The following is a 22845-nucleotide window of genomic DNA, read 5'->3' as shown; positions in this document are numbered from 1 at the left end:
TGGTTGTGGTTTGTCTATCCTCAGTCGTGGATCTGCTGGGCCAGGTAGTTCTCTGCGCCCACGGTGGCGATCACGTGGAGCTGGCTCTCGATCCAGTCTGCGTGCGACTCCTCGTCGACGAGACGGTCGGCGAGTAGCTCCCGGGTGCCGTTGTCTCCCTTGGCCACGCACAGGGCCACCGCACGGTTGTAGCGGTCGATAGCGGCCTTCTCGGTCTCGAGTTCGAGCGCGAGCTGTTCGGGCACGGTCTCGCCCACCAGAACCGGGTTGTATCGCTGGAGGTTGGGGACGCCGTCGAGGTACAGGATGCGTTCGATGATCTTGTCGGCATCCTCCATCTCCTCGATGGATTCTTTGCGGGCCACCGCTGCCAGGCGAGGGAAACCCCAGTTCTCCCGCATCTTGGCGTGGATGAAGTACTGGTTGATGGCGGTCAACTCAGCGGTGAGGATCTCGTTGAGGACCTCGATGATCTCGGCATCGCCTTACATAACGTCGTCTCCTGAAGTGGCTGCTCACCTGGGAACATAGCAACGGGTTCGTGGGGTCACAGCCGTACACGCTGGGCGACAGGCTTGCCTTCCGCCGCGAGCGTGGCGAGGTTCAGGCTGCGGAGACGGCGGTTCAGGCTGCGGAGACGATGGTCACCGATGTCTGGGCCACGATGGCGTCGACGATCGAGCGGCAGCCACCGCACTTGGTGCCGGCATTGCAGGCCGAGGCTAGGCCCTCGGCGTCGAGCACCCCGGCCGCCACCGCGGCCCGGATCTCATGATCGCTCACGACGTTGCAATGACACACAACCATCAGTTGGTAAGTCTGCCTAACCAGCAACGGAATGTCAACGTCACGACGTGCCTCACACTTTGAGCGCTTGGAGATGTTTGGTGCCTCACACCTTTGAGCGCATGATCCCAGGCCTGGGAGAAGGCTTGCCTCTTAATGGAAGGCAAGATCGACATGGCTGCTCGACGTCAGGTCACGAACAAGCTGCGCGACGCATACCGCAGAGGCTCCAAGGCTGACAAGGGCCAGATCTTGGATCAGGTCGTGGACACCACCGGGATGGGCCGCTCGACTGCTCGTCGTTTGCTGAGTGGCCCTCAGCTCCCAGACCCCAAAGACCAGATCGACAAGCGCTCGGTGAAATCCCGCCTATACAGCGACGACACCCGGCTGTTGCTCGAGCACGTGTGGATGCTCATGGGCATGCCATGTGGGAAGTACTTCGTGGTGATGCGACCTGTGGCTTCCTTTGCTCGAAGCGGCCGGCGACTTGGACAAGCCATTCGCCACAGAAGCGGCCCGGGCCGAACTGATGGCGATGTCAGCAGCCACCGTGGACCGCTACCTGCGCCCGGCCCGTGACCGGATGCGGATCAAAGGCATCTCCACAACAAGGGCGGCGGAAGCTGCGCAACTCGATCAAGATCCGAACCGTCGGCGACGAACGCGATGACCGCCCCGGAGCGATCGAAGCCGACACGGTCGCACACTGCGGACCGACCTACATCGGTGAGTTCGCCCGCACCCTCACCATGACCGACATGGGCACCGGCTGGACCGAGAACCCCGCTCGCCAACACGCCTCACTGTGGATCCCCAAGCTGTTGAAGACCTACAGGCCAGTTCCCGTTCCCGTTGATCAGCTTCGACTCAGACAACGGATCGAGTTCATCAACCACGACGTCGCCGGGTGGCTCCAAGCCCCCCAGACCCCACGATCACGGCCCTACCGCAAGAACGACCGGCAACCGTCGAGTCAAGAACAACCACGTCGTGCGCCAAGCCCTTCTACTGGCGCACGCACGCCCGAAGAACTCACGTTGCTCAACGAGCTGTGGCCGCTGGTGCCCCCCCGGCCCAACTCCTTCACCCCGACCCGCAAACCCCTCGACTACCGCACCGCCCAGACGGCCCGACCGACCCCAAGACCCCCTGGCGCCTCGACGCCGAGATCCTCACCGAGAACCGCATCGCTGAGGTCCAAGCCCGGATCCACGGCACCAACCCCGCCGACCTCCTCGCCAGATCAACCACATCCAGGCCCAGCTCACCGCCGCCGCTAGAGCCAAGACCGAAGCCATCGCCGCAGCGAAGCCCCTCGATCTGGAATCCTTACAACCGTCGATCAACCGATTGACACCCACCAAACGCAAGCCCTCAAGCGCTCAAAGTGTGTGAGGCACCACCAACCCCCACGCGCTCACTTTCACGTGAGGCACCTCGCGTCACGGACGGTATCGACGAGCGGTGAGGTGTGCCTTTGGTGGGCCCCTTTGACCTCGGAATCGGCTCGGGGGACGCCCGAACGATGAGGAGCGCCTTGTTTGTCACACCCCCTCCGCACGATGGGGGTGTGCCTCCGCTGTGGAGGCAGGAGGGAGCACCCACAACATGGAAGGGAACTTGTTGCGCCAACCAGGGCTGGCCGAGATCATGGCGGGACTGGCCGCCGGAGACATGGTGGCGTTCACCTGGCTGATAGAGGTTCATCGGGGCGACCTGGAGCGAACTGTGAGGAAGCTGGCCGCAGACCGCTACTCCCGCCTCAGCGCCGAGGACGTCGACGAGCTGGTGATAGAGACCGCCCTGGCCATCCAGGCCGTCGCCCGAGGGTGGCGAGCCGACCGGGGTGCACCCCCATGGGTGTGGGCGCGGGGCCGGATCAGCGCCGCGGTAGACCGCCACCTCAGTGGACGCTGGGTAGACGAGCTGGACGACGAGCGTCAGGCCCAGAGCGAGGAGCCTCCGGCTCGGCCCGCGGTAGAGGAGGACACGTCGGTTCACCTCCGCCGCCTGGCATCCAAGCTGCCCGAGGTGGCGCTGCTGTGCGAAGGACTGGAAAGGGTGGCGTCGGCTAGGGATCAGGTCGTCTTCATGGAGCTGGGCATCCAGGTGGCACTGGGGGATCCGTCTCCGGCGGTCACCGTCGGAGCCCTGTTCGGGATGAACCCGGCCAGCGTCCGCCAGCAGAGCCGTCGAACGCGGTTACGCCTGCGAGCCCTTGCTCAAGCCGAGCCGCGCTTCGGTCCTCTGGCCGACCTGGCGGTGGTGGCCTGAGCCCGGTCCCGGCCCAGTGGCGCTGGTGGATGGGTCACGGCCAATCCTGCTCGCGGTTGGTTGGAGCCGTAGCGCACAACGCTCCAATCGTGCCTCACCCAGGGGTCGGCGACACCTCGGGCTCGACGCCTAGGCGTCGCCGGGCAGGGTGGCTTCGGCCTGGGCTCGGGCCCAGCGGTAGTCGGCCTTGCCAGCGGGCGAGCGAACGATTGTGTCGCGGAAGATGAAGGCCTTGGGAAGCTTGTAACGGGCCAACGAAGACGTGATCTCAGCCAGCAACTCGTCGGCGGTGACCGACTCACCCTCGGCGGGTTGGACGACGGCGACCACCTCAGAACCCCAGCGTTCGCTGGGTCGGCCCACCACGATCACGTCGTACACCTTCGGGTGACGGGCAATGGCTTGCTCTACCTCTTCGGCATAGATCTTTTCGCCGCCAGAGTTGATGGTCACCGAATCGCGCCCCAACAACTCGATGATCCCGTCGGCCTTCCAGATGGCCCGGTCTCCAGGTACGGCGAAGCGGGTACCACCGATGACCGGGAAGGTTGCCAGCGTCTTGGCCTCGTCGCCGAGGTAGCCGAGCGGTACGTGACCCCGTTGGGCCAGCCAACCGGTCTCCTCATCGCCAGGGCTGAGCTCGGCGGTGAGCTCAGCGTTGACCACCGACGTCTCGGGGCCGGGGGTGAAGGTGCCGGTGGCGGTGGCACCCTTCATGGACGTGTGGCCCATTTGGGCTCCGGTCTCGCTAGACCCAACCGCATCGAGCACGATCGCGTGCGGAACCACCTCGAGGAAGCGATCTTTCAGAGCGCTGTTGAGCGCGGCCCCGCCGCTCACCAACGCCAGGAACCCCGACATGTCGTAATCGGACTGCTCCAGCGCCTCGATGAGCGGGCGACCCATGGCATCTCCCACGATCTGGAGGGTCAGCACCTTCTCCCGTTCCACGGTGCCGAGCACATCGTGGACATCCAGGCGGGTCACCTCCCGGGGGAACACAACCGTGTTGCCCCCGGTGAAGCCCGTGAAAGACGACCACTGCGCCGCGCCGTGCATGAGTGGAGCAACAGACATCATGCGGGCTCCGCCGTTGCGAGAGTTCTCGACCACCGTGGACAGGTCTTCCATGGCCGTGGCCTGGCCGAAAGGTCGGCCTCCCATGGCTGAGATGAAGATGTCGTGTTGACGCCACAACACGCCCTTGGGCATGCCGGTGGTCCCGCCGGTGTAGAGGATGTAGAGGTCGTCGGGTGAGGGTTCCACCGGCACCGGTTCCTCAGAGCCCTCGGCAATGATGTCCTCGTAGCGGATCGCTCCTTCGAGCAGGTCGTTGCCGCTCTCGTCGGCCACCTGGATCAGCAGGGCCACGTCGTCAAGGTCGGGGAGCACCTCGGCCAGGGTGGGGGCGAACGCGTCGTGGTACACGACGATGCGGGCCTTGGAGTTGTCGAGGAGGTAGCGGAGCTCCTCGGCCACGTAGCGGTAGTTGACGTTGAGCGGAGCGACTCGGGCCTTGAACGCTGCGATCATGGCCTCGATGTACTCGGGGCCGTTGTGCAGGTAGATCGCCATGTGGTCCTGGCCGGACTCATGGCCGGCGAGTTCGGACCTCTCGGTGTGGCACCCGAAGCCGCGCTGGTGGAGCGCATTGGCCAAGCGGCGGGTTCGGGCCGTCAGCTCGGCGTAGGTGGTTGTGCTGTCAGCGGTGATGATGGCTGGACGGTCCGGGTTGGCCGCGGCCACGGCCTCGTTCACCACGGCGAGGTTGTACTGGTCCACGATGTCCCCTGGGTTCGTCTCTGACGGGTCGTCAGATAGTAGTGGTCGGCCGGGACCTCGACAGGCCGGCTGTCAGTCCGAGTGAGGCGTCGACGGTGGATCGTCGAAACACGATCGGGCCCACACCAGGTCCGGCTTGCCGGTGGGTCGCCTGATCAGTTCGCCTACCACCGCCACCCGCCTGGGAACCTTGAAGTCGGCGAGGTGATCGCGGACGAGGCGGTCGACCGAGTCCAGATCCAGGTCGATGTTGGCCCGGGCCTGGAGCACCGCAGCCACCTGTTCACCGAAGCGGGGGTGAGGGATGCCGACCACGACGGCGTCGAATACGGCGGGATGTCCCTTGAGGACCTTTTCCACCTCCTCGGGGAAGACCTTCTCTCCACCTGAGTTGATCGACTGGGAGCCCCGGCCCAGCAGGGTGATAGATCCGTCGGCCTCCACCTTGGCCAGGTCGCCGGGAATGGCCCAACGCTGGCCGTGCAGCTCGACGAACGTCTCGCCGGTGGCGGCTGGATCTCCGAGGTAGCCCAACGGGATTCGACCCTTGCGGGCCAGCCTGCCGACCAGGCCGCTGCCGGGAGGTGCCGGACGCCCGGCATCGTCGAGGACGGCGGTGTCCTCGTCGACGTGGAACCGGGTGACCAACTCGGTGCTCTGCCCGGAGAAGACCGGCATCTGTCCCTGCCCGCCGGTCTCAGAGGTCCCGTACCCGTCGACCACCACCGCCCAGGGGAGGTGGTGAAGCAGTTCGCTGCGAACGGCCGGCGACAGCACGGCTCCACCGCTCAGAACCACCACCAGCTCCGTCAGGTCCCAACGGTCCGGCTCGGCGGCCAGGGCATCGGCTAGCGGACGGGCGAATGCGTCGCCGACGATCACCAGGATCCCGGCCCGCTCGGACTCGGCCAGCGCCCACAGGCGGGTGGCGTCGAGATGTTCACCGGAGTCGATCACCACGGTCCCGCCCCGTAGCAGCGTCGACATCGCCGTCCAATGGGCGGTGCCGTGGGTGAACGGCGATGCCGGAAGGCATCGGGTGTGACCGGCCCTGGCGATCTCGACCACCTCAGCGGGTGACGAAACCGGATCTCCACCGGGGTTGCCTCCGCCCAGGGCACCGAAGAGCAGGTCCTCGTGGCGCCAGACCACGCCCTTGGGGAATCCGGTCGTGCCCCCGGTGTAGATCACATAGATGTCATCGCCGCTCCGCTCGACCTCGGGACGCACGGTGCTGGACGCGGCCAAGAGTTGCTCGTAATCCGAGCCTCGCTCGATCAGGGTGGGCTTGAAGTCGAGATGATCAAGTGCCATCCCGACGCGCGACGAGCAGTCGGGCTCTACCAACACCACCGATGGCCGGGCGTCACCCATTAGGTACTCGAGTTCGTCGGCGGTGTAACGGGTGTTCACGTTGACCGGGACAGCCCGAAGCTTGAACGCCGCGAACATGGCCTCGAGGTACTCGTTGCCGTTCCGCAGCATCAGGGCCACATGGTCGCCGGGGCCGACGCCCATGGTGGACAACACGTGGGCCAGTTGGTTGGTGCGGGCGTCTAGCTGGGCGTAGCTGAGGCGGCCCTCTGAGGTGACCACTGCCTCACGGTGGCCCACCGCTTCGACCACCGACTCGAACAGGTCTCCCAGGTTCCAGCTCTCCATCGGCGGGGGACCGTAGCGACTGCGGCTCGCCTCCGCCGAAAGCCCCTGTTCAGCGTGCCTGACCACCGGTGCCCGGTGACGTCAACTCGGCATGCTCGCCTTGCTGGTCGGGTCCGAGCAACTAAGCCGAAACCGAATCCGATCCGCCACCATGGAGGAATGAACCCACTGGCCATGGTGACCGCCGACAGGAGCGGCCGAACCCGTCACCGTCCCGAGCAGTGGCACGATGAGGCCCACACCAGCCACCGTGCCCCGCGGCTTCGGGCCGCAGTGCTGGGCGCCAACGACGGCCTGCTGTCGACATCGAGCCTCGTGGTCGGCGTGGCCGCCGCCGGAGCGCAGCGGTCGGTGCTGCTTGCCACCGGAGTGGCGGCGTTGATCTCGGGAGCGGCGTCGATGGCGATGGGCGAGTACAGCTCGGTGTCTTCCCAGAGAGATGCCGAGGCCGCCGATCTGGCCATGGAGGCCAGAGCCCTGGAGGATCACCCCGGCCGTGAGCTGGCGGAGCTGACCGCCAACCTCAAGGGTCGAGGTGTTCCCGATGGCCTGGCTCGTGAGGTGGCCGAGGCCATGACCGAGGCCGATGCCCTAGGGGCGCACGCCAGAGAGGAGCTGGGCATAGACCCCGACAGCCTGGCTCGGCCGGTCGAGGCCGCCGTGGCCTCGGCCATCAGCTTCGCCCTCGGAGCGTTGGTACCGATCCTCGTCGTCCTCGGGTTCCCGGCCGGGCTCTGGGTCCCAGCCGTGGTCGTAACCGCTCTGCTCGGTCTGGCTGGGCTGGGAGCCGCCGGGGCCCGCCTGGGAGGCGCACCCATGGTTCGCGCCGCCGTGCGCGTCGTGTTGGGAGGCGCGGCCGGCATGGCTGTCACCTGGATGGTCGGGCGACTGTTCGACGTGTCGGTCACCTGACCTCTACCAGCGTCTCCGACTTCGACCGGGGTGTTCGGAACCGCTGGCGGACCGCTGGTCCCTCGGCGGCGTGGCAAGGGGAAATGTGTCCGTACGGCGACGGGCGGTTGAACCACCCGCCGCCGCGGGATGTCACTCGTAGTAGCGGAAGATGATCTCGCTGACACACGAAGGCTTGGAGGCGCCCTCCACTTCGAATGTGAAGGTCATGTACACCTGGGCCCCGTTGTTGGGCAGGTCCTCGACCGCGGTGAGCTCGGCGCCGAGGCGGAGGTTGGAGCCGACCGGAACCGGTGACGGGAACCGCACCTTGGCGCAGCCGTAGTTGACGCCCATCTTCACGCCTTCGACCTTCATGATCTGGGGAGCTAGGGCCGGCCCCAGAGACAAGGTGAGGTAGCCGTGGGCGATCGGCCCGCCGAAGGGGCTCTCGGCCTTGGCCCGCTCCGGATCGACGTGGATCCACTGGTGGTCGCCGGTGGCGTCAGCGAATGTGTTCACCCGTTCCTGGGTGATCTCCATGTAGTCGGAGTACCCGAGGTGGGTACCGACGAGTTCCTTGAGTCCGGCAATGCCGTTGATAACCGTGGTCATGGCGCCCAGCATGCCACGAAGACCTGACGGCCCGTCAGTTCCGGCGCGCCGACAGCTCGGGTCCTAGGCCGCGTCTATGAGCCGGCTGGCCTTTCGGCGCGCCTGGTTGGAGGTCGGTCACGTCTCACCCTGAGTTCTGTGACTGGACCTGCTGGGAGATGCGACCGCGGTCGAGTGAGTGGCACGGAGCTGGCCGCAGGCCGCGTCGATGTCGGTACCGCGGGTTCGCCTGACGGTTGCGTTGATCCCGAGATCTCCGAGCACGCTGGCGAAGCGGCGAACCTGAACTGGCGATGAGCCCCTCACCCGATATCCAGGAGTCGGGTTGAGGGGGATGAGGTTCACGTGGGCACGAAGCGGTCGGGCGTAGGCGGCCAACTCACGGGCATGGCGCTCGCTGTCGTTCACGCCATGGATCAGGGCCCATTCGAAGGACAGGCGTCGATGGGTGGCCTCCACGTAGTGGTGACAGGCCTCGGCCAGCACCTTCAACGGGTAACGCCTGTTGATGGGCACCAGTTCGTCACGTTCGATGTCGTTGGCGACGTGCAGAGAAACAGCCAGGTTCACCGGCAGAGACGCCTCGGCGAGGCGCCTGATGCCCGGCACGATGCCAACGGTGGACAGGGTCAAGTGGCGGGCGCCCATGCCAAGATCATCATGGATCCGTTCCACTGCCGCCCATGTTCGGTCGTAGTTGGCGAACGGTTCGCCCATGCCCATGAACACCACATTGGAGAGCCGTCGACCATCTGATCTGGCTCGACGCCGGGCTCGCACGACCTGCTCGACGATCTCGCCGGTGGTGAGGTGACGGTCGAAGCCGGCCTGACCGGTGGCACAGAATCCGCAGGCCATGGCACAGCCAGCCTGCGATGACACACATACGGTGGCCCGATCGGGGTAGTGCATCAACACCGTCTCGACCTGGTGGCCGTCAGCCAGCGTCCACAACCACTTCACGGTGTCGCCGTCGTCGCTCACCGACTCGGCTGCCAACCTCAATGCCGACGGTAGGGCCACCGTGAGATTCGAACGAAGGCTCTTGGGCAGGTTTGACCAGTCCTCGGGTTCGTCCCCGTGGCCGTACAGGCCGGTCCAGACCTGGTCGACTCGGTACCGGGGCTGGTCAGCCAGAAGGTCAGCCAGCTGGTCGCGGCTCCAGTCGTATCGGGACCGTGTCGACCGATCCCCGCTCGCACCCATCGAGTGGTCGCTATCGGCGGAGTGGGCGTCATCGGTCGAGCGGCCATTGGACGAGTCGTCGCCGGCCGTTGGAGGGAAGTCCGTGGTCGGGTCATCGCCTTTTTGCGAGCCGCGCCGCCGCTCGTGGGCGGGTATCTCGCCGTCACCCTCGCTCACTGCGTCACCGGTTCCATTGGGGTTGTGCGTACCCGGCGTCGGTGGTGCACGACGAAGCCCAGCCGGTTGTACAGGCTCCGGGCCGCGGTGTTGGTCTCATCTACATAAAGCGTGGCGGTGGTGACACCTCGTTCGGTCATGTGGTCGAGGCCGGCCAGGACCAGCGCGGCACCGAGCCCTTCGCCGTGGTGAGCCGGGTCCACTGCGATCACGTATATCTCCCCAGATCCTGGGCCGGGGTTGGCGGTGTCGTCGATTTCCACCTTGGTCCAACAGAACCCCGAGAGCTCATCGGGGCGGTCCAGGTCGTCCAATACCAGGAAGTCCGCTGCATCGAACCACGGCTCTGCCATCCGTGACTCCAGCGTGGAAGGTGTCTCTCGACCCTGGTCAGGGTGGGTGGCAAAGGCCCGGTTGTTGATCCTCAGCCATGCATCGTCGTCATAGCCAGGGCGGAAGGCCCGGGGAGCGAGTGGTGGTGCCATGTCCCGAGCCGGGTGATCCCTCTCGACTGGTAGCGGCCGACGCAGTTCGAACAGGTCTCTCACCTCGGTCAGGCCAGCGGCGTTGGCTGCGGTTTCGGGCAACGGATGGACGCTCGCGCCTCGGTGGTCGGCGACAAGCAGCACCTGGATCGGCGGTGAGTTCGACTCCAGTTCGGACCGAAGCCGGATGAGTTCGCCAGCCACGGCATCGGCCAGGGGCCCGACACTGGCGTCATCGTCGGGTTCGGTGTCGGACCAGGTGAGAACGGCTTCGCATTGAGGACCCCGCACCGCCCAGGTGAGCACCGCCTCGCCGCGGCCGACGTGCCCTGTGGGGGCAGAACCGGCCTCGCCGGGGGAAACGTGCCCGACCGAGGAGAGGTCGTCGTCGCTTCGGAGCCCGCCAGAACTGGGGTCGGCTTGACCATGCGTCGTGGGGGCGGGCTCGTCCGCTGTTGCCCCTGAGCCCGAGGTCTGGGTTGCCGAGAACTTCACCGCGCCTGTCCCACCCCCGATGACGGCCGACGGTTGAAGGTATGAGGGCTGATCACCGGTCACGGGCACCCCCGGACGCTAACCCCCCTGCCCAGGACCGACCCCGCCCACCAAAGGTTGTGGGCGGGGAGGCTCTGCCTTTGGCGGATCCAGGATTAGTCAGCCAGGGTCACCGTGGCGGTCTCGGTCGTGTCGTGGGCGCCCTGGAGGGGGTTGGTCGGCGTCATTCGGTCCATGGCTCGATGGCCGTAGACGGCAGCCCCCAGGCAGGCCACCGCCCCCAACGCCACGGCGAGGCGAGGGCCGACGGAATCGGCCACCCAACCCACCAGCGGGCCACCGATCGGTGTCGAACCCAAGAAGACCATGGCCTGGATGGCCAGCACCCGACCCCGGTAGACCGGGTCGGCTAGGAGTTGCACGGTTGCGGTCGACGATGTGAGGAACAGGATCGATGTCACGCCTAGGACCGGGGCAACCACGAAGGCCGCGGCCAGGTTGGGGGCAACAGCCAGAGCGGCCAGCGACAGCCCGAAACCGGTTGCCCCCACCACCACATGGTGTCCATCCACGCTGGCGCGTCTGGCCGTGGCCAGAGCCCCGAGCAACGAACCGAGACTCACGATGGAGAACAACGTGGTGAATGAAGACGTCCCGCCGCCCAGCGGTCCCTCGATCAGCAGCGGCATGGTCACCGAGAAGTTGAAGGCCAAGGTGCCGATGATGGTCATCATCACCATGGGCACGAACAACTCGGGGGTGTTGTGCAGGTAGCGCAACCCGTCGCGGACCTGACCCGGTTGGCGAGGTGCCGGCTCGGCCCGGTTCAGCTCCCCGGGTCGCATCATCACCAAGCCGGCGATCACGGCCACATACGACAGGCCGTCTATGACGAACGGCCAGCCGTAGCCGAAGGCCACAACCAACGCCCCGGCCGCGGCCGGGCCCAGCACCCGCGAACCGGTCATCACCGCGCTGTTCAGGCTCACGGCGTTGGGGAGGTCGGCGTCGGACACCATCTCGACAACGAACGAACGTCGGGCCGGGTTGTCGAAGGCGTTTATCACTCCGTGGACCGCGGCCAGGGCGTAGATCACCCCGAGCGACGCGTGACCGCTCAAAACCAGCGCCCCCAACGCCAGCGACTGAAGCATCGACAGGGACTGGACGGTGATCAACAGGCGGCGCTTGTCGGCGCGGTCCGCCACCGCCCCGGCCCATGCCCCCAACACCAGCATCGGCCCGAACTGGAAGGCGGTCAACGCCCCCAGTGCCACCCCGGAAGCCGTCAGGTTCAAGACCAGCAGGGTTTGGGTGATCATCGACAGCCACGTGCCGGTTTGGCTCACCAGTTGACCCAGGAAGAAGAGGCGGAAGTTGCGGGTCCGCAACGAGCGGAACGTGTCTGCGGAGGCGCCCTTGATGCGATCGGTCATGGTGTTCCCTCCTTGGCGGTCTTGGTCGTTCTGGCGGATTTGACGGGGCGACCGGTGGCCGTGCCCGTGCCGGTGGCCGTGGTGGTGACGACTGGAATGTCGTCGGTGGGTGAGGCAGACCCCGCGGCATCAGGGGCGACAAGGTGTTCGATCACCTCCACCGCGTCGAGTAGGCGACTTCGGTCGGTGGGGGACAGATCGGCCAGTCGGGTGGCCAACCATGCCGTCTTGTGACGGCGGGTGGCCGCCAGAAGGTCATGGCCTGCTGGCGTCACTGACACCAGCGTGACCCGGCGGTCGTCGGGGTGGGGGAGGCGCTCCACCAGGTCGACCTCGGCCAACTTGTCGACCACCTTGGTGGCGGTGGGGGCGCTGATCCGTTCGGCCTCGGCCAGGGCCTTCAGCGGTACTGCACCCATCCGTTGCAGGGTGGCCAGGGCCGCCACCTGGGTGGGGGTCAGACCGGTGTGGGTCTCCTGGCGCAAGATGCGTGCCAGACGGGTGGTGGCCAGCCGCAGCCGTTCCGCGTCCTCCACCAGATCCTCCCGGTCGAGGTCGAGGGACGGGGGAGCAGTGGTCATGACATCCATCATGCACCACAACTACTTAGCAAGTGAAACTATTTCCCAGGGAATATATTGTGACTTCTGTCCCCTGGGTGGCGAGAGCCGGGTTCTGTCCGAACGCCTGCTGCCGCGCTGTCAGGTGAGCGTCTCGAACCAGGCGATCGTCTGGCGCAGGCCGGTTTCGAGGTCGACCGGTTCCAGGCCCGCCACCAACACCCGTAGCGCGCTCTGGTCGGCCTGGGAGTCGCGCACGTCACCGGCCCGGGGGTCCACGTGGTGGCGCTCCAGTGGACGGCCCAAGATCTGCTCCAGCAGGGCGATCACCTCGAGAAGCGAATACCGGGTGCCGAAGGCCAGGTTCACCGGGGTCGGCGACGTGAGACCCCGGGCCATCACCTCGGTGATCACCTCGGCCACGCTGCCCACATAGGTGAAGTCACGGGTCTGGCCTCCGTCACCGTGTACCGGCAGCGGGCGCCCGGCCAGTGCCGCGTCAACGAAGGCTGGCACCACCGCGGCATAGGCGTGGCCCGCCCGCTGAAGGGGACCGAACACGTTGAAGAACCGGAACGCCACCGCCTCCAGACCGAAAACCTGCTGGTAGGACAAGGCGTAGGACTCCGTCGCCAGCTTGGACACGGCGTAGGGGCTCACCGGCATCGGCGTCAGGGTCTCGACCTTGGGAAGTGTGGGGTTGGCGCCGTAAACCGACGACGACGATGCCACCACCACCCGTTTGGTTCCCGCGGCACGCATGGCCTCCAGCACCCGGATGGTGCCGGTGGCGTTGGCGTCGTGGCTGGCCAGGGGATCCTCGATCGACTTGGGCACGCTGGGGCGCGCCGCCAGGTGCACCACGGCATCTGCCCCGTCCAACACCTCGGTGAGGTGGGCTTGGTCCAAGATGTCACCCTCCACCAGGGTGACTCCGGCCAGGCCGTCTACGTTCGTGGCGAAACCGGTGGACAGGTTGTCGTAGGCCACCACCTCTGCCGTCGCACCCGATTCGACCAGGTGGCGACACAGGTTGGCGCCGATGAACCCCGCACCGCCCGTCACCACAACCTTGCTCAACGTCGCCACAACTGATCCCTCCCCGGGAGTACCCCCGGCCGGATCTGCGGCCGGGCGGCGCCGACGCTACCCGCCCCACCCCTGGACGCCGGCACCCGTCGAGCTACGTGCTGTGGTTGGTGGTTCGTGGCTGCTCTGTGGTGAAGGGGGCTTCACTGTACTCACGCCTGGTCGAGGTGGCGGTCCTTGGTCAGGTAGATGAAGGGGATCGAGGCCAGGCTCACCAGCCCCTTGACCACCAGGTTCACCCAGAAGATGTCCCACACGACATCCCACGGCAATGACTGATCGCGTTGGTATTGACTCAAGAAGAACAGGGGAGCGAAGGCACCCACCGCGAAGATCAGGTTGTCGACCGGGACGCTGATGGCGTTGGACACAAGCACCCGCAGCCATTGAAACCGGGTGGTGATGCGGGTAACCCACCAGTGGTACACCTCGGTGTCGATCAGCTCGCTGACCACCATGGCCAACAGCGAAGCGATCACGATCCGCCACAGTGGGCCCAGCACCGCCGAGTACTCGGCCCCCAGCGGGTAGGACGGGTCGGTCGGCCACGCGGCAGCCCACGCCAGATACGCGGCCAGGAACAGGTTGACGCCGGCGCTGGTCCAGATGGCGATCCGCGCCGCTCGGCGGCCCGCCGCCTTGTGGATGATGTCTCGCAAGGTGAAGGTGATCGGGTAGATGAACGTGCCCATGTCCACCGCTCGGTCGGCCACCGTGCCGATCTTGAGGCTGGTCACCTGGGAGATGACTTGGGCACCCACGTAGACACCGATGGACACCAACGCCACCGTGCCCACCGTGACCTCACCGCTTGCGCGTGCCACCCGTCGATCCGGGCCCGGCGAGTGGACCGGTGTGGCTCCCCGATGATCGGCACCGCTGCGGTAGGCGTCGGGCTCGGTCAGATCGATCACCGGATTCCCGGGGATCGAGGGCACATCGGCCTCAGACGTCATCGCCTGGCCGATGGGTTCGTCGTCGGAATCGCCTCCCGCGGGGTTGGGTGGCGTGACGGCGTGGTGACGGGCCAGAGCCTGGGCCAACCCGGTGGGGGTCAGGTCGACCACCACCGAATCGCCCACCACCGTGCCCGACGGCGGCTCGCTGGCTGCCGGACGGGTGGACGAAACCTCGCTGGGAGCGGGATGGGCGGGGTCGGTGGGGTCGGCGGGGACGTCGTCGGGCGTCTGGTCGCTCACTGGTTCGCACCTCGGTTTTGGTGAGGCGGGTGGTCCGACACCGCCGCAGCTCCGATCAGGTCCCGGGGAGCTGCCTCCGGGGTAGAAGGCGAGAGGCTAGGCGAGCCGACCCATGTGAACGGCATGGCTAGGCCGAGGTGAAACCTTCCAGGCGTCGCCCTTGAAGCGGCGACGCCCGGACCTATCCCCTAGGTCTCATGGGAGAACTTGGCCGATCAACCCCCGCCGCCGCGCATCGCTCGCGCCGCGTCGAGGATCTCCTTGCACGTCGGGCAGACCGGGTAGCGCCCTGGATCGCGGGTGGGGACCCATGTCTTGCCGCACAAGGCCGTCACCGGGGTTCCGGTTATGTAGGCCTCGGTCACCGCCGATGCGGGAACCACCACGTGAGCGAACCGCTCGTGGTCGCCGTCTTCAGTGGTGCGGATGTCCTGGCTCTCGATGAGGTCGAGGTCGCTCACCCCGACAGTCAACCACTCCGGGACACCCGCACCGTCCCGGTCAGGAGTTGAGCTTCTCGGTGGCCTCGGTGAGCTTCTCCGAGCAAGCGTTGAGAGCTTCGGTGTCGGCCTCGCTCATGTCGAACACGTCGATGCTCATGGCCGTTTCGGCCAGTTCCATCAACGGGTCGAGGGCCTCCATGGTGGCCGAGATGTCGGCCTCCGGGTCGGCCAGCACATCGCCGTACTTCTCGATGACCTCGTCGACCTGACGGCAGAAGTCGGCCACATCCGCGTTCTCGATCGAACCGGTGTCGACGTCGGAGCCACCATCGCTGCCTTCGTCAGTGCCGCTGTCGCCCGAATCGGCCGCTGTGGTCTCGGGCGAGTCGCCCGAATCTCCCGAATCTCCCGAATCTCCCGAATCTCCCGAATCGGTACCGCCGCCTTCGGCAGCGGTGGTGGTCGTGTCATCGGCGGCTTCCTTGTCTCCACTGGAACTGCAAGCGGCGGCGCCCGCCACCAACAGCACCGACATCACCAGGTAGATGTATCGCTTCATTTCGACTGCTCCCTCCGGGTTGTGGTGATCGCGATCACTATCACCCCTAGTCTCGGGAGGCGAGCCGATAGGCCGACCCATTGGCACGGCATGTCTAAACCGAGGCGGAGCCTCGGTCTGATCAACCTCGCAGCGACGACGACTGGACCTATCCGCTCGGGTCCTGGGAGGGGGGTCGAGTCCACGGAGCGGCTCAGAACTTGACCCATCAGTCAAGTTTCAGGGCTACCATCCGCGGCCATGCGCACCCGACTCACCGAGATCCTCGACATCGAACACCCGGTGATGCTCGCCGGCATGGGCGGCGTCTCCTACGCCGAGGTGGTCACCGCCGTCACCGAGGCCGGCGGGTTCGGCTGCTTGGGAGCGTCCACCATGGGCCACGACGTCATGGTCGAACAGATCGCCCAAGTCCGGGCCGCCACCACCAAGCCCTTCGGAGTGGACCTGCTGACCGCCGCCCCCGGAGACATGGTCCGAGACGTCAATGCCATGGCCGATGGCGGGGCCACGGTGTTCGTGGCCGGTCTCGGCGTGCCCCGAGATGTGGTCGATCTCTGCCACAAGCGCAACATGTTGGTGGTCAACATGTGCGGGAAGGTCCGCCACGCCATCGCCGCGGTCGAAGCGGGGTGCGACATCGTGGTGGCCCAGGGAACCGAGGCCGGCGGACACACCGGTACCGTCGCCACCTTCGCCCTGGTACCTCAGGTGGTGGACGCGGTCGGCGACCGGGTGCCGGTGGTGGCCGCCGGGGGCATCTACGACGGTCGCCACCTTGCCGCCGCCCTCACCCTGGGTGCCGACGGCGTATGGGTCGGTACTCGCTTCATCGCCACCCCCGAAGCCCGATCGGTGATCGGTTACAAGGACAAGATCCTGGCCATGCGCGAAGACGACACGGTCGTCACCCGGGCCTACACCGGCAAGACGTGCCGGGTGCTGCGCAACGAGTACACCAACGACTTTGACGCCGCCGGCGCCAAGGCCGAACCGTTTCCCGGTCAGTACATCAAGTCGCTCAAGGACGGGGCCAACCACCTCGGCGGGGACATGTCCACGCCAGATGTGAACCCCGACCGGGAGTTCATGCCCGCCGGGCAGGGCGGGGGCGCCATCAACGAACTTGTGCCGGCCGGAGAAATGGTGGCCCGGTTCGTGGCCCAAGCCGAAGCCGCTCTGGCCCGGGTGGATCAGGCCCGGTAGGCGCCGTCACGGGTCAAGAACCGGCGGTGCCACCGCCGGGGGGTGAACAACCCGGCCCGGGGTTCATCCTCGAACAACCAGCGGGCGAAGTTGCGACGGGTCCACGCCGTCAGGCCCGCCACCCGGATGGCGGCCCGCGCCCCCTTGCGGTGCTTTAGGGCACGCACCAACAACGCCGACATCTTGTGGTCCGGTACCAGGCTTCGAGCCACCGCCTGCTCGTAATGGGCCCGTACCGCCGCGGCCTCGGCTGGGCTCGAACCGACCAATGGGGACGGAGCTCCCGCCCCGCTCACCCGAGGCGCGCGGGCCACGATGGCCTCGGCGGCCAGTACCCCGCTGAACAACGCCTGGCCGATGCCCTCACCGGTCATCGGGTCGGTGGCGGCAGCAGCGTCGCCAACCCACAACACCCGCCCCGACGTGAGCGCCATCTCGTTGACCCGGGCCGGGATGGGCCAGGCCTGATGGCGGTTCTCGGGGCGAGCATCAGGCCCCAAGACCTCGGCCACATGCGGTCTGGCGAGGATCTCGGGCCAAAGCGCCTTCATCTCCTTGGTGGCCACCTTGCCGCCCCGTTGTATACCGAAGCCCACGTTGGCACGCCCGTCGGGTAGCGGGAACACCCATACGTAGCCGGGGACCAGGTCCTCCTCGAACCAGATCCACAGGTCCTTGGCCTTGGGCGAGACATCGGTGAAGTACTGGCGGAAAGCATGCCAGTCGCCCAGATACCCCGGTTCGGTGGTACCCAAGAGCTTGCGGGTGGGGGACCACATACCGTCGGCCGCCACCAGGTAGCGAGCCTCGACCACCAGCCCTTCATTCCCAGTGGTTGCCGTGTTCGCCGTGTTCGCCGTGTCTGTGCCGTCACCGGGCTCATGGCCGGGCTGGGCCGATGTGTCCAAACCTTCCGACGGGTCAGACTCCTCCGAACGGCCTGGTTCGGTTGAGGGGCCTGGTTCGGTTCCGGCGGCCACGAAGGTGACGGTGATGTGGCCGGGGCCGTCGTCTATTGCCGACACCGACACCTCCTCCACCACGGTGACCCCTGCGGCGCGAGCCTGTTCCACCAGGGCGTGATCCAGGTCGGCCCTACGAGCCACCACCGCGTACTGGCCACGGTCTCGGGGAAGGGGGAACGTAACCGTGTGCCCCTTGGGGCCAGACACGTGAACGTCGTGCACCGGCATCCACGAGCCCACGGATTCAGGCTGAACCCCAAGGTCTTCCAGCAGTCGCAACGCGCCGGTGGTCAGCCCGTCGCCGCAGATCTTGTCCCGAGGGAAACGGGCCTTGTCGGCCAACACCACCGACCGTCCGGCCCGGGCCAAGGTGATGGCGGCTGCGGCCCCGGCCGGGCCTGCCCCCACAACCACCACATCGGCCACCAAGTGGTCGGTGCCCGACACGGATGTCGCCACAACATCAACCGCCGAACCACGTACCACCGGACTCGCTGCTTCGGAGACGTCGCCAACCAGGACCGCTGCCTCCTCGACATCGACATCGATGCCAGTCCCGTCCTCGCTCACAGGCGAGGAGGGTACGGCCTGGATCCCCACCCCCGCCAAGCCCGGTCGCCAGCCGGGGCTCGCTCGTCAGCAGCGGGTGGCACCCCGGTCCCGGTAGCGAGCCCCCACCGTGTCGGTCGACGTCGACCCATCGGGGTGATGGATGGTGCGCTGGGTGGTGACGGTGGTGCAGTTGCCTGACCGTCCCGTGCTCTGGCCGGTTTGTTCACCCCAGGCATGCTGGGTGGACCACAACGTGACCGTCACCGACGTGGGGGTGTGGCTCGTCCAGATCAAAATCCCGTAGGGGGTGTCGTTCTTCCACTGGAGATCGGGGTGTTGCCAACCCATGGTGGCCTCCCGGCCGAACGGGTAGCGCGAGAAGTGCTCGGAATGAGCCTGGTACTCACCGAAGGGCAACCCGGCGAAAAACGCGGCATTGAACATGGTGGTGGCGAACTGGGACACACCCCCACCCACCTCTTCGACGTGCACGCCGTTAGCGATGGCCCCAGCCTCCACGAAGCCCTTCTCCCGGGTGCGTTGACCCACCACCGCGTTCATCGAGAACGTCTCACCCGGCTTCACCAACGTCCCCCTCACCAGATCGGCGATGCGATGGATGTTGGTGACCCGAGGCTCACCGGCCTGGAAATAGGTGGTGAAGCTCTTCACCTGGGGTTGACCCTTCCACTCGGTGGTGGTGCCGACCGGCTCCACCACCTTGAGGGCCTCGGCGTCGGCGGTGGTGAATTCGGGGTCGGTCAACTCCAAGTCCACCGTGACCTCCGGACTGCCGCCGATCACCGACGCCAGGATCCGGTCGTCAGTGTCATCAGCGCAACAGACCTGGCCCTGGGCGCTGGGGATGATCCGGGGACCACCGTTCTCCAAAGTGATGCGGGCGTCGGTCGGCTCCGAGGGCGGCGGCAGGGCCACCTTCACCGCCTCCACCGCCGCAGCTGTGTCCACCGTGACCTCGAACCTGCCGTTCACCACCCGAGACCCGATCCAGGATCGCACGGTGTCGGGGGTGAGCGTGGTCGCCTGCTCGCCAGCCTTGATGGTCAGCCCCGGCGCGGTCGACGCCGTGAGTCGAGCCGCTACCTCCTTGACCTCGGCATCGTCCACCGTCGGCGCCGCCGACTCCACCTCGGTGGTGATCACCAGCGGCTCTTCACCTGAACGGGCCCGGGCCAACAGCTGCTCGGCTACGCCGTCGGACTTGATCCTGGTACCCGGTGAGCCACTCACCATGGTGATTGCATTGCCGGTGGCCACCAGCCGAGGCTCCACCGCGGCCGCGTCGCCAGCGGTGCTGGCCAGCGCCGACTCCATGGCGCGCTCGTCCAAGGTGAACTGCAGCGGGGCGGTGCGAGCATCGAAGAACGACCCCAGCCAGGTGAATGGCCGCCGCCAGAACGACACGTCGTCGTTGATGGTGAGCGCGCCCCTCATGGTGGCTTGTTGATCGAGGCGCAGGCCCAGATCACCGGCGCTGGCTTTGAACGTGCGCTCGGTGGTGCGGATCTCCACCTGGGTGGTCATGTAGTGGGTGGCGATGTCGGCCACCACCACCTGGAGCTGATCCTCTGGCAGCTTGCCGATGTCTCGACCTGCCAAGGTCACGTTCCGGGGGACCTGACGATCGGCAACGGTGTCGTCGACTGCCCAGGCGGTAAAGAGCAAGATGATCACGAGGAGGGGGGAGCCCACGGCTATCAAGACCCGGGGCGACGGGCGACGCATGACATCCAGCGTGGCAGACCACACCCCCCGTACCCGGGCACCCCCCGGTGTCGCACCCGTCACTGTTGATCACCTGGTCTGGTGTTCCGCGATCACTTCGTCCGTCACCTCTGTGTCGCTTCGCTGCTTCTTCGCCGCTCCTTCGTGGGTCACATTGCCGGTGAGGCGAGCGGAGGTCCAGGCCGTGGCGTCTTCGTGCCTAAGGTTCGGCCCATGGGTATCTGCGAAGGACGGGTCTGCATTGTCACCGGCGCCGGGCGAGGAATCGGCCGTGAACACGCCCTGATGCTGGCAGCCAACGGCGCCAAGGTCGTGGTCAACGACATCGGCGGCGAGCTCGACGGCTCGGGCCGATCCACCGGCCCCGCCCACGATGTCGTGGAGGAGATCGTTGCCGCCGGCGGTGAAGCCACCGTCAACGGAGACGACATCTCCACCTGGGATGGAGCCGAGCGGCTCATCGCCCAGGCCGTCGACACGTACGGCACCCTCGACGTGGTTGTGAACAACGCCGGCATCCTTCGGGACCGGATGCTCGCCAACATGACAGAAGCCGAATGGGACGCGGTCATCGCCGTACATCTCAAGGGCACCTTCGGCCCGGCCCGCCACGCCGCGGCCTACTGGCGAGACAAGGTCAAGGCGGGCGAGCCCGTAGACGGACGCATCATCAACACCTCCTCACCGTCGGGCATCTACGGCAACGTCGGCCAGACCAACTACGGCGCGGCCAAGGCCGGCATCGCCGCCTTCACCGTCATCGCGGCCAAGGAACTGGCCCGCTACGGCGTGACCGTCAACGCCATCGCCCCCGCCGCGCTCACCCGCATGACCGAGAACCTCGGCATGGGCCAAGCCGACGAAATGACAAAAGCCATGATGTCGCCTCGTTGGATCGCCCCGGTCGTGACGTGGCTGGCCTCGGCCGAATCCGCCGACGTCACCGGTCGGGTATTCGACGTGACCGGTCAGGCCCTATCGGTGGCCGAAGGCTGGCACCGTGGCCCCACCCGAGAACACCCCACCGACGATCCCGCCGAGCTCGGCGCTGTGGTCCGCGAGCTGGTGGCCGAGGCTCGACCCAACGCCAACATGTTGGGCTACGACGAGCGCTGAGCCCCACGCCAGCCAGATTGGATCCCGCCGAGGCCGGAGTCGGCTCCAGCAAAGGCTGGAGTCAGCTCCAGTCGAAGAACCAGTGACGGCCGAACAGCGTGGCGGCCAACGCCCCCATCGCCGGAGCCAGGTTGTCCATGAGTGCGGGGCAGTAGGCATAATGCTGCACCGCCAGCTCGAAAGCACCCCTGGCATCGTCGGGAGGCTGGGTGACCAGGCACTCGAGCTGCTCGAGCCCCATGGCCACCACCTCGGCGCCATAGGCCTCGTACCAGAAGTGCAGCACCGACAGGTGCTCGGGGCCACCGATGTCGAGGCCCTCGCCCGCTGACCATGCCAACAAAGCCGGCAACTCCCAACCGCCCCGGGCCGGCACCAGGCCCAGGTGCACCCGGGCGTCCTTCACCGCCCTCACCGCGGCGTGATCGGGGCGGGACTCCAGGCGGGCTCGGATGGTGGCCTGATCCGCCTCCAACTTGGCCAGGTGGCGGGGGACGTCACCCAGGTAGTCGTCGTGCTTGGGGTCGCCCAGCCACTTGACGAACAACTCGGGGGCCGTCTCCACCGCTGTGACGTCGGGAATGCCAGGCGAATCCTCGGCCAAGATGCTCACCCGCCAGGTCATCTGATCGATGATGCTCAAATCTGACCCCAAGATCACCGGCCACATCCCGGTGACGCTGTGTTGGTCTCGCAGCGCCCGCCATCGGGCCAAGGCCGCCTCGCCGCCGGGAATCTCCATGCGCCAAGCCTGTTCGCCCCGCAAGGTCTTGCACCACGGCTCTAGCCCCGCGGGCACTTCGCTGGCGGTCGGGTTGGCGCTCATGGGCAGTGGCTCGGAACGAATCGGTCTGATGGGGCAGCGGTCACCGCACGTCGGGCGTGACCGGTCGCGACCGTAGCCGCGCCACCGCAGCGGGCGGCGCCGCCGCCTTCAGAACAGGCGGAGCTCGTCGGATTCGATGCCCCGCAACAGGTCGTAGTCGACCTCGCGCACCTCGATGCCACGGTCTCGGGCCAGCACCTTGGCCTGAGGCTTGATCTGCTGGGCGACGAACATTCCTGAGACCGGCCGAAGCATCGGGTCCCGGTTCAAGAACTCGAGGTAGCGGCTGAGCTGCTCGACCCCGTCGATCTCTCCTCGGCGTTTGATCTCCACGGCGATGGCGACTCCGTCCGAGGTGCGGCACAGCAGGTCGACCGGACCGATGTCGGTGGGGTACTCCCGACGAACCAGACGAAGTCCCTGCCCCAGGTGCTCGGTGTTGGCGGCCAAAAGCTCCTGGAGGTGGGCCTCCACCCCGTCCTTTTGGAGGCCGGGATCAACGCCCATGTCCCAGGCCGAATCGCTGATCACCTCTTCCAAGGAGATTCGCAGCGTCTCACCCTTGGGGTTTGTGACAGTCCACTCCGCGTCGCCGGTGACCAGTCGGTTCGGGGCGTTCATCCAGTTGAGCGGCTTGTAGGCACCACCATCGGCGTGGATGGCCACACAGCCGTCGGCCTTGACCATGATGAGGCGAACCGCGGAGGGCAGGTGGGAGCTGAGCCGACCCTGGTAGTCGACAGAACAGCGGGCGATCACTACGCGCACCCGTCCACAGTAGGGGACCAGCCTC

20 protein-coding genes and 2 pseudogenes are annotated in these 22845 nt (G+C 66.7%); 5 read left to right on the top strand and 17 right to left on the bottom strand.

The window, feature by feature from the left end:
- Positions 1 to 20 precede the first annotated feature (20 nt).
- Both bfr and IPG97_12625 read right to left on the bottom strand, forming a co-directional pair.
- Positions 21 to 491 (bottom strand): annotated as a pseudogene (bfr, locus tag IPG97_12630) (bacterioferritin).
- 133 nt (positions 492 to 624) lie between these two features.
- Positions 625 to 783, bottom strand: coding sequence for a (2Fe-2S)-binding protein (locus IPG97_12625; GenBank protein ID MBK6857357.1), 159 nt, complete (start codon positions 781 to 783; stop codon positions 625 to 627).
- A gap of 159 nt (positions 784 to 942) precedes the next feature.
- Here IPG97_12625 and IPG97_12620 point away from each other — a divergent pair.
- Positions 943 to 2184: pseudogene (locus IPG97_12620) on the top strand (transposase).
- Positions 2185 to 2397: 213 nt separating this feature from the next.
- Positions 2398 to 3063 (top strand): sigma-70 family RNA polymerase sigma factor, encoded by a 666-nt coding sequence (locus IPG97_12615; protein ID MBK6857356.1) that lies wholly within the window; start codon positions 2398 to 2400, stop codon positions 3061 to 3063.
- Positions 3064 to 3192: 129 nt separating this feature from the next.
- On the opposite strand, the gene IPG97_12610 is transcribed toward IPG97_12615, so the two are convergent.
- Entirely contained in the window at positions 3193 to 4848 is a 1656-nt protein-coding gene (locus IPG97_12610) for an acyl-CoA synthetase (protein MBK6857355.1), read from the bottom strand.
- Between the two features lie 69 nt (positions 4849 to 4917).
- Positions 4918 to 6507: an AMP-binding protein gene (locus IPG97_12605; protein ID MBK6857354.1), complete on the bottom strand. Its 1590-nt coding sequence runs from the start codon at positions 6505 to 6507 to the stop codon at positions 4918 to 4920.
- Between the two features lie 174 nt (positions 6508 to 6681).
- Here IPG97_12605 and IPG97_12600 point away from each other — a divergent pair, with 174 nt between their 5' ends.
- Positions 6682 to 7419, top strand: a complete 738-nt coding sequence (locus IPG97_12600; GenBank protein ID MBK6857353.1) for a VIT family protein — start codon at positions 6682 to 6684, stop codon at positions 7417 to 7419.
- Between the two features lie 132 nt (positions 7420 to 7551).
- Here the strand turns inward: IPG97_12600 and IPG97_12595 are convergent, their stop codons facing one another.
- The 9 genes from IPG97_12595 to IPG97_12555 all read right to left on the bottom strand — a co-directional run bounded on the left by IPG97_12595 (position 7552) and on the right by IPG97_12555 (position 15641).
- Positions 7552 to 8025 (bottom strand): MaoC family dehydratase, encoded by a 474-nt coding sequence (locus tag IPG97_12595; protein MBK6857352.1) that lies wholly within the window; start codon positions 8023 to 8025, stop codon positions 7552 to 7554.
- Positions 8026 to 8130: 105 nt separating this feature from the next.
- Positions 8131 to 9219 (bottom strand): 23S rRNA (adenine(2503)-C(2))-methyltransferase RlmN, encoded by a 1089-nt coding sequence (gene rlmN, locus IPG97_12590; protein ID MBK6857351.1) that lies wholly within the window; start codon positions 9217 to 9219, stop codon positions 8131 to 8133.
- A gap of 152 nt (positions 9220 to 9371) precedes the next feature.
- Positions 9372 to 10166: a mycothiol synthase gene (mshD, locus tag IPG97_12585; protein MBK6857350.1), complete on the bottom strand. Its 795-nt coding sequence runs from the start codon at positions 10164 to 10166 to the stop codon at positions 9372 to 9374.
- A 344-nt stretch (positions 10167 to 10510) separates the two neighbouring features.
- Positions 10511 to 11791, bottom strand: coding sequence for an MFS transporter (locus IPG97_12580; GenBank protein MBK6857349.1), 1281 nt, complete (start codon positions 11789 to 11791; stop codon positions 10511 to 10513).
- Positions 11788 to 12372, bottom strand: coding sequence for a MarR family transcriptional regulator (locus IPG97_12575; protein ID MBK6857348.1), 585 nt, complete (start codon positions 12370 to 12372; stop codon positions 11788 to 11790). The genes IPG97_12580 and IPG97_12575 overlap by 4 nt, the downstream gene beginning before the upstream one ends.
- Positions 12373 to 12492: 120 nt before the next feature.
- A complete protein-coding gene (locus IPG97_12570; GenBank protein ID MBK6857347.1) occupies positions 12493 to 13431 on the bottom strand; it encodes an NAD-dependent epimerase/dehydratase family protein in 939 nt (312 codons plus the stop codon).
- Between the two features lie 161 nt (positions 13432 to 13592).
- Complete coding sequence (locus IPG97_12565) at positions 13593 to 14396, bottom strand: queuosine precursor transporter (GenBank protein ID MBK6857346.1); 804 nt, start codon at positions 14394 to 14396, stop codon at positions 13593 to 13595.
- 458 nt (positions 14397 to 14854) lie between these two features.
- Entirely contained in the window at positions 14855 to 15100 is a 246-nt protein-coding gene (locus tag IPG97_12560; protein MBK6857345.1) for a DUF3039 domain-containing protein, read from the bottom strand.
- Positions 15101 to 15140: 40 nt separating this feature from the next.
- On the bottom strand, positions 15141 to 15641 hold the full coding sequence (locus IPG97_12555) for a hypothetical protein (GenBank protein MBK6857344.1): 501 nt from the start codon (positions 15639 to 15641) through the stop codon (positions 15141 to 15143).
- Positions 15642 to 15881: 240 nt separating this feature from the next.
- Here IPG97_12555 and IPG97_12550 point away from each other — a divergent pair, with 240 nt between their 5' ends.
- Positions 15882 to 16847 carry a nitronate monooxygenase gene (locus tag IPG97_12550; protein ID MBK6857343.1) on the top strand — a complete coding sequence of 322 codons (966 nt, stop codon included), beginning with the start codon at positions 15882 to 15884 and terminating at the stop codon, positions 16845 to 16847.
- On the opposite strand, the gene IPG97_12545 is transcribed toward IPG97_12550, so the two are convergent.
- Together IPG97_12545 and IPG97_12540 are read right to left on the bottom strand one after the other, a co-directional pair.
- On the bottom strand, positions 16835 to 18421 hold the full coding sequence (locus IPG97_12545) for an FAD-dependent monooxygenase (protein ID MBK6857342.1): 1587 nt from the start codon (positions 18419 to 18421) through the stop codon (positions 16835 to 16837). The genes IPG97_12550 and IPG97_12545 overlap by 13 nt on opposite strands.
- A gap of 27 nt (positions 18422 to 18448) precedes the next feature.
- Positions 18449 to 20110, bottom strand: a complete 1662-nt coding sequence (locus tag IPG97_12540; GenBank protein ID MBK6857341.1) for a VanW family protein — start codon at positions 20108 to 20110, stop codon at positions 18449 to 18451.
- A 213-nt stretch (positions 20111 to 20323) separates the two neighbouring features.
- Here IPG97_12540 and IPG97_12535 point away from each other — a divergent pair, with 213 nt between their 5' ends.
- A complete protein-coding gene (locus tag IPG97_12535) occupies positions 20324 to 21226 on the top strand; it encodes an SDR family NAD(P)-dependent oxidoreductase (protein MBK6857340.1) in 903 nt (300 codons plus the stop codon).
- Between the two features lie 61 nt (positions 21227 to 21287).
- Here the strand turns inward: IPG97_12535 and IPG97_12530 are convergent, their stop codons facing one another.
- Positions 21288 to 22052 (bottom strand): DUF4253 domain-containing protein, encoded by a 765-nt coding sequence (locus IPG97_12530; GenBank protein MBK6857339.1) that lies wholly within the window; start codon positions 22050 to 22052, stop codon positions 21288 to 21290.
- A gap of 108 nt (positions 22053 to 22160) precedes the next feature.
- The gene (gene nucS / locus IPG97_12525; GenBank protein MBK6857338.1) at positions 22161 to 22820 is read right to left on the bottom strand and encodes an endonuclease NucS; all 660 of its coding nucleotides are present in this window, start codon (positions 22818 to 22820) and stop codon (positions 22161 to 22163) included.
- Positions 22821 to 22845: the final 25 nt, after the last annotated feature.

Source organism: Microthrixaceae bacterium (assembly GCA_016702505.1).
In the GTDB taxonomy this organism is placed as follows: Bacteria; Actinomycetota; Acidimicrobiia; order Acidimicrobiales; family Iamiaceae; genus Aquihabitans.
Note: the sequence above shows the minus strand (reverse complement) of the source record. Positions and strands in the feature narration are given on the sequence as shown.

Bases quoted from the DNA above. Each gene is read 5' to 3' on its own strand.
- IPG97_12535 (MBK6857340.1), top strand. From the start codon at position 20,324: ATGGGTATCTGCGAAGGACGGGTCTGCATTGTCACCGGCGCCGGGCGA.
- IPG97_12575 (MBK6857348.1), bottom strand. From the start codon at position 12,372: ATGACCACTGCTCCCCCGTCCCTCGACCTCGACCGGGAGGATCTGGTG.
- IPG97_12540 (MBK6857341.1), bottom strand. From the start codon at position 20,110: ATGCGTCGCCCGTCGCCCCGGGTCTTGATAGCCGTGGGCTCCCCCCTC.
- IPG97_12530 (MBK6857339.1), bottom strand. From the start codon at position 22,052: ATGAGCGCCAACCCGACCGCCAGCGAAGTGCCCGCGGGGCTAGAGCCG.
- IPG97_12615 (MBK6857356.1), top strand. From the start codon at position 2,398: ATGGAAGGGAACTTGTTGCGCCAACCAGGGCTGGCCGAGATCATGGCG.
- IPG97_12595 (MBK6857352.1), bottom strand. From the start codon at position 8,025: ATGCTGGGCGCCATGACCACGGTTATCAACGGCATTGCCGGACTCAAG.
- IPG97_12550 (MBK6857343.1), top strand. From the start codon at position 15,882: ATGCGCACCCGACTCACCGAGATCCTCGACATCGAACACCCGGTGATG.
- rlmN (MBK6857351.1), bottom strand. From the start codon at position 9,219: ATGGGTGCGAGCGGGGATCGGTCGACACGGTCCCGATACGACTGGAGC.
- IPG97_12600 (MBK6857353.1), top strand. From the start codon at position 6,682: ATGGTGACCGCCGACAGGAGCGGCCGAACCCGTCACCGTCCCGAGCAG.
- IPG97_12555 (MBK6857344.1), bottom strand. From the start codon at position 15,641: ATGAAGCGATACATCTACCTGGTGATGTCGGTGCTGTTGGTGGCGGGC.
- IPG97_12605 (MBK6857354.1), bottom strand. From the start codon at position 6,507: ATGGAGAGCTGGAACCTGGGAGACCTGTTCGAGTCGGTGGTCGAAGCG.
- IPG97_12565 (MBK6857346.1), bottom strand. From the start codon at position 14,396: ATGACGTCTGAGGCCGATGTGCCCTCGATCCCCGGGAATCCGGTGATC.
- IPG97_12580 (MBK6857349.1), bottom strand. From the start codon at position 11,791: ATGACCGATCGCATCAAGGGCGCCTCCGCAGACACGTTCCGCTCGTTG.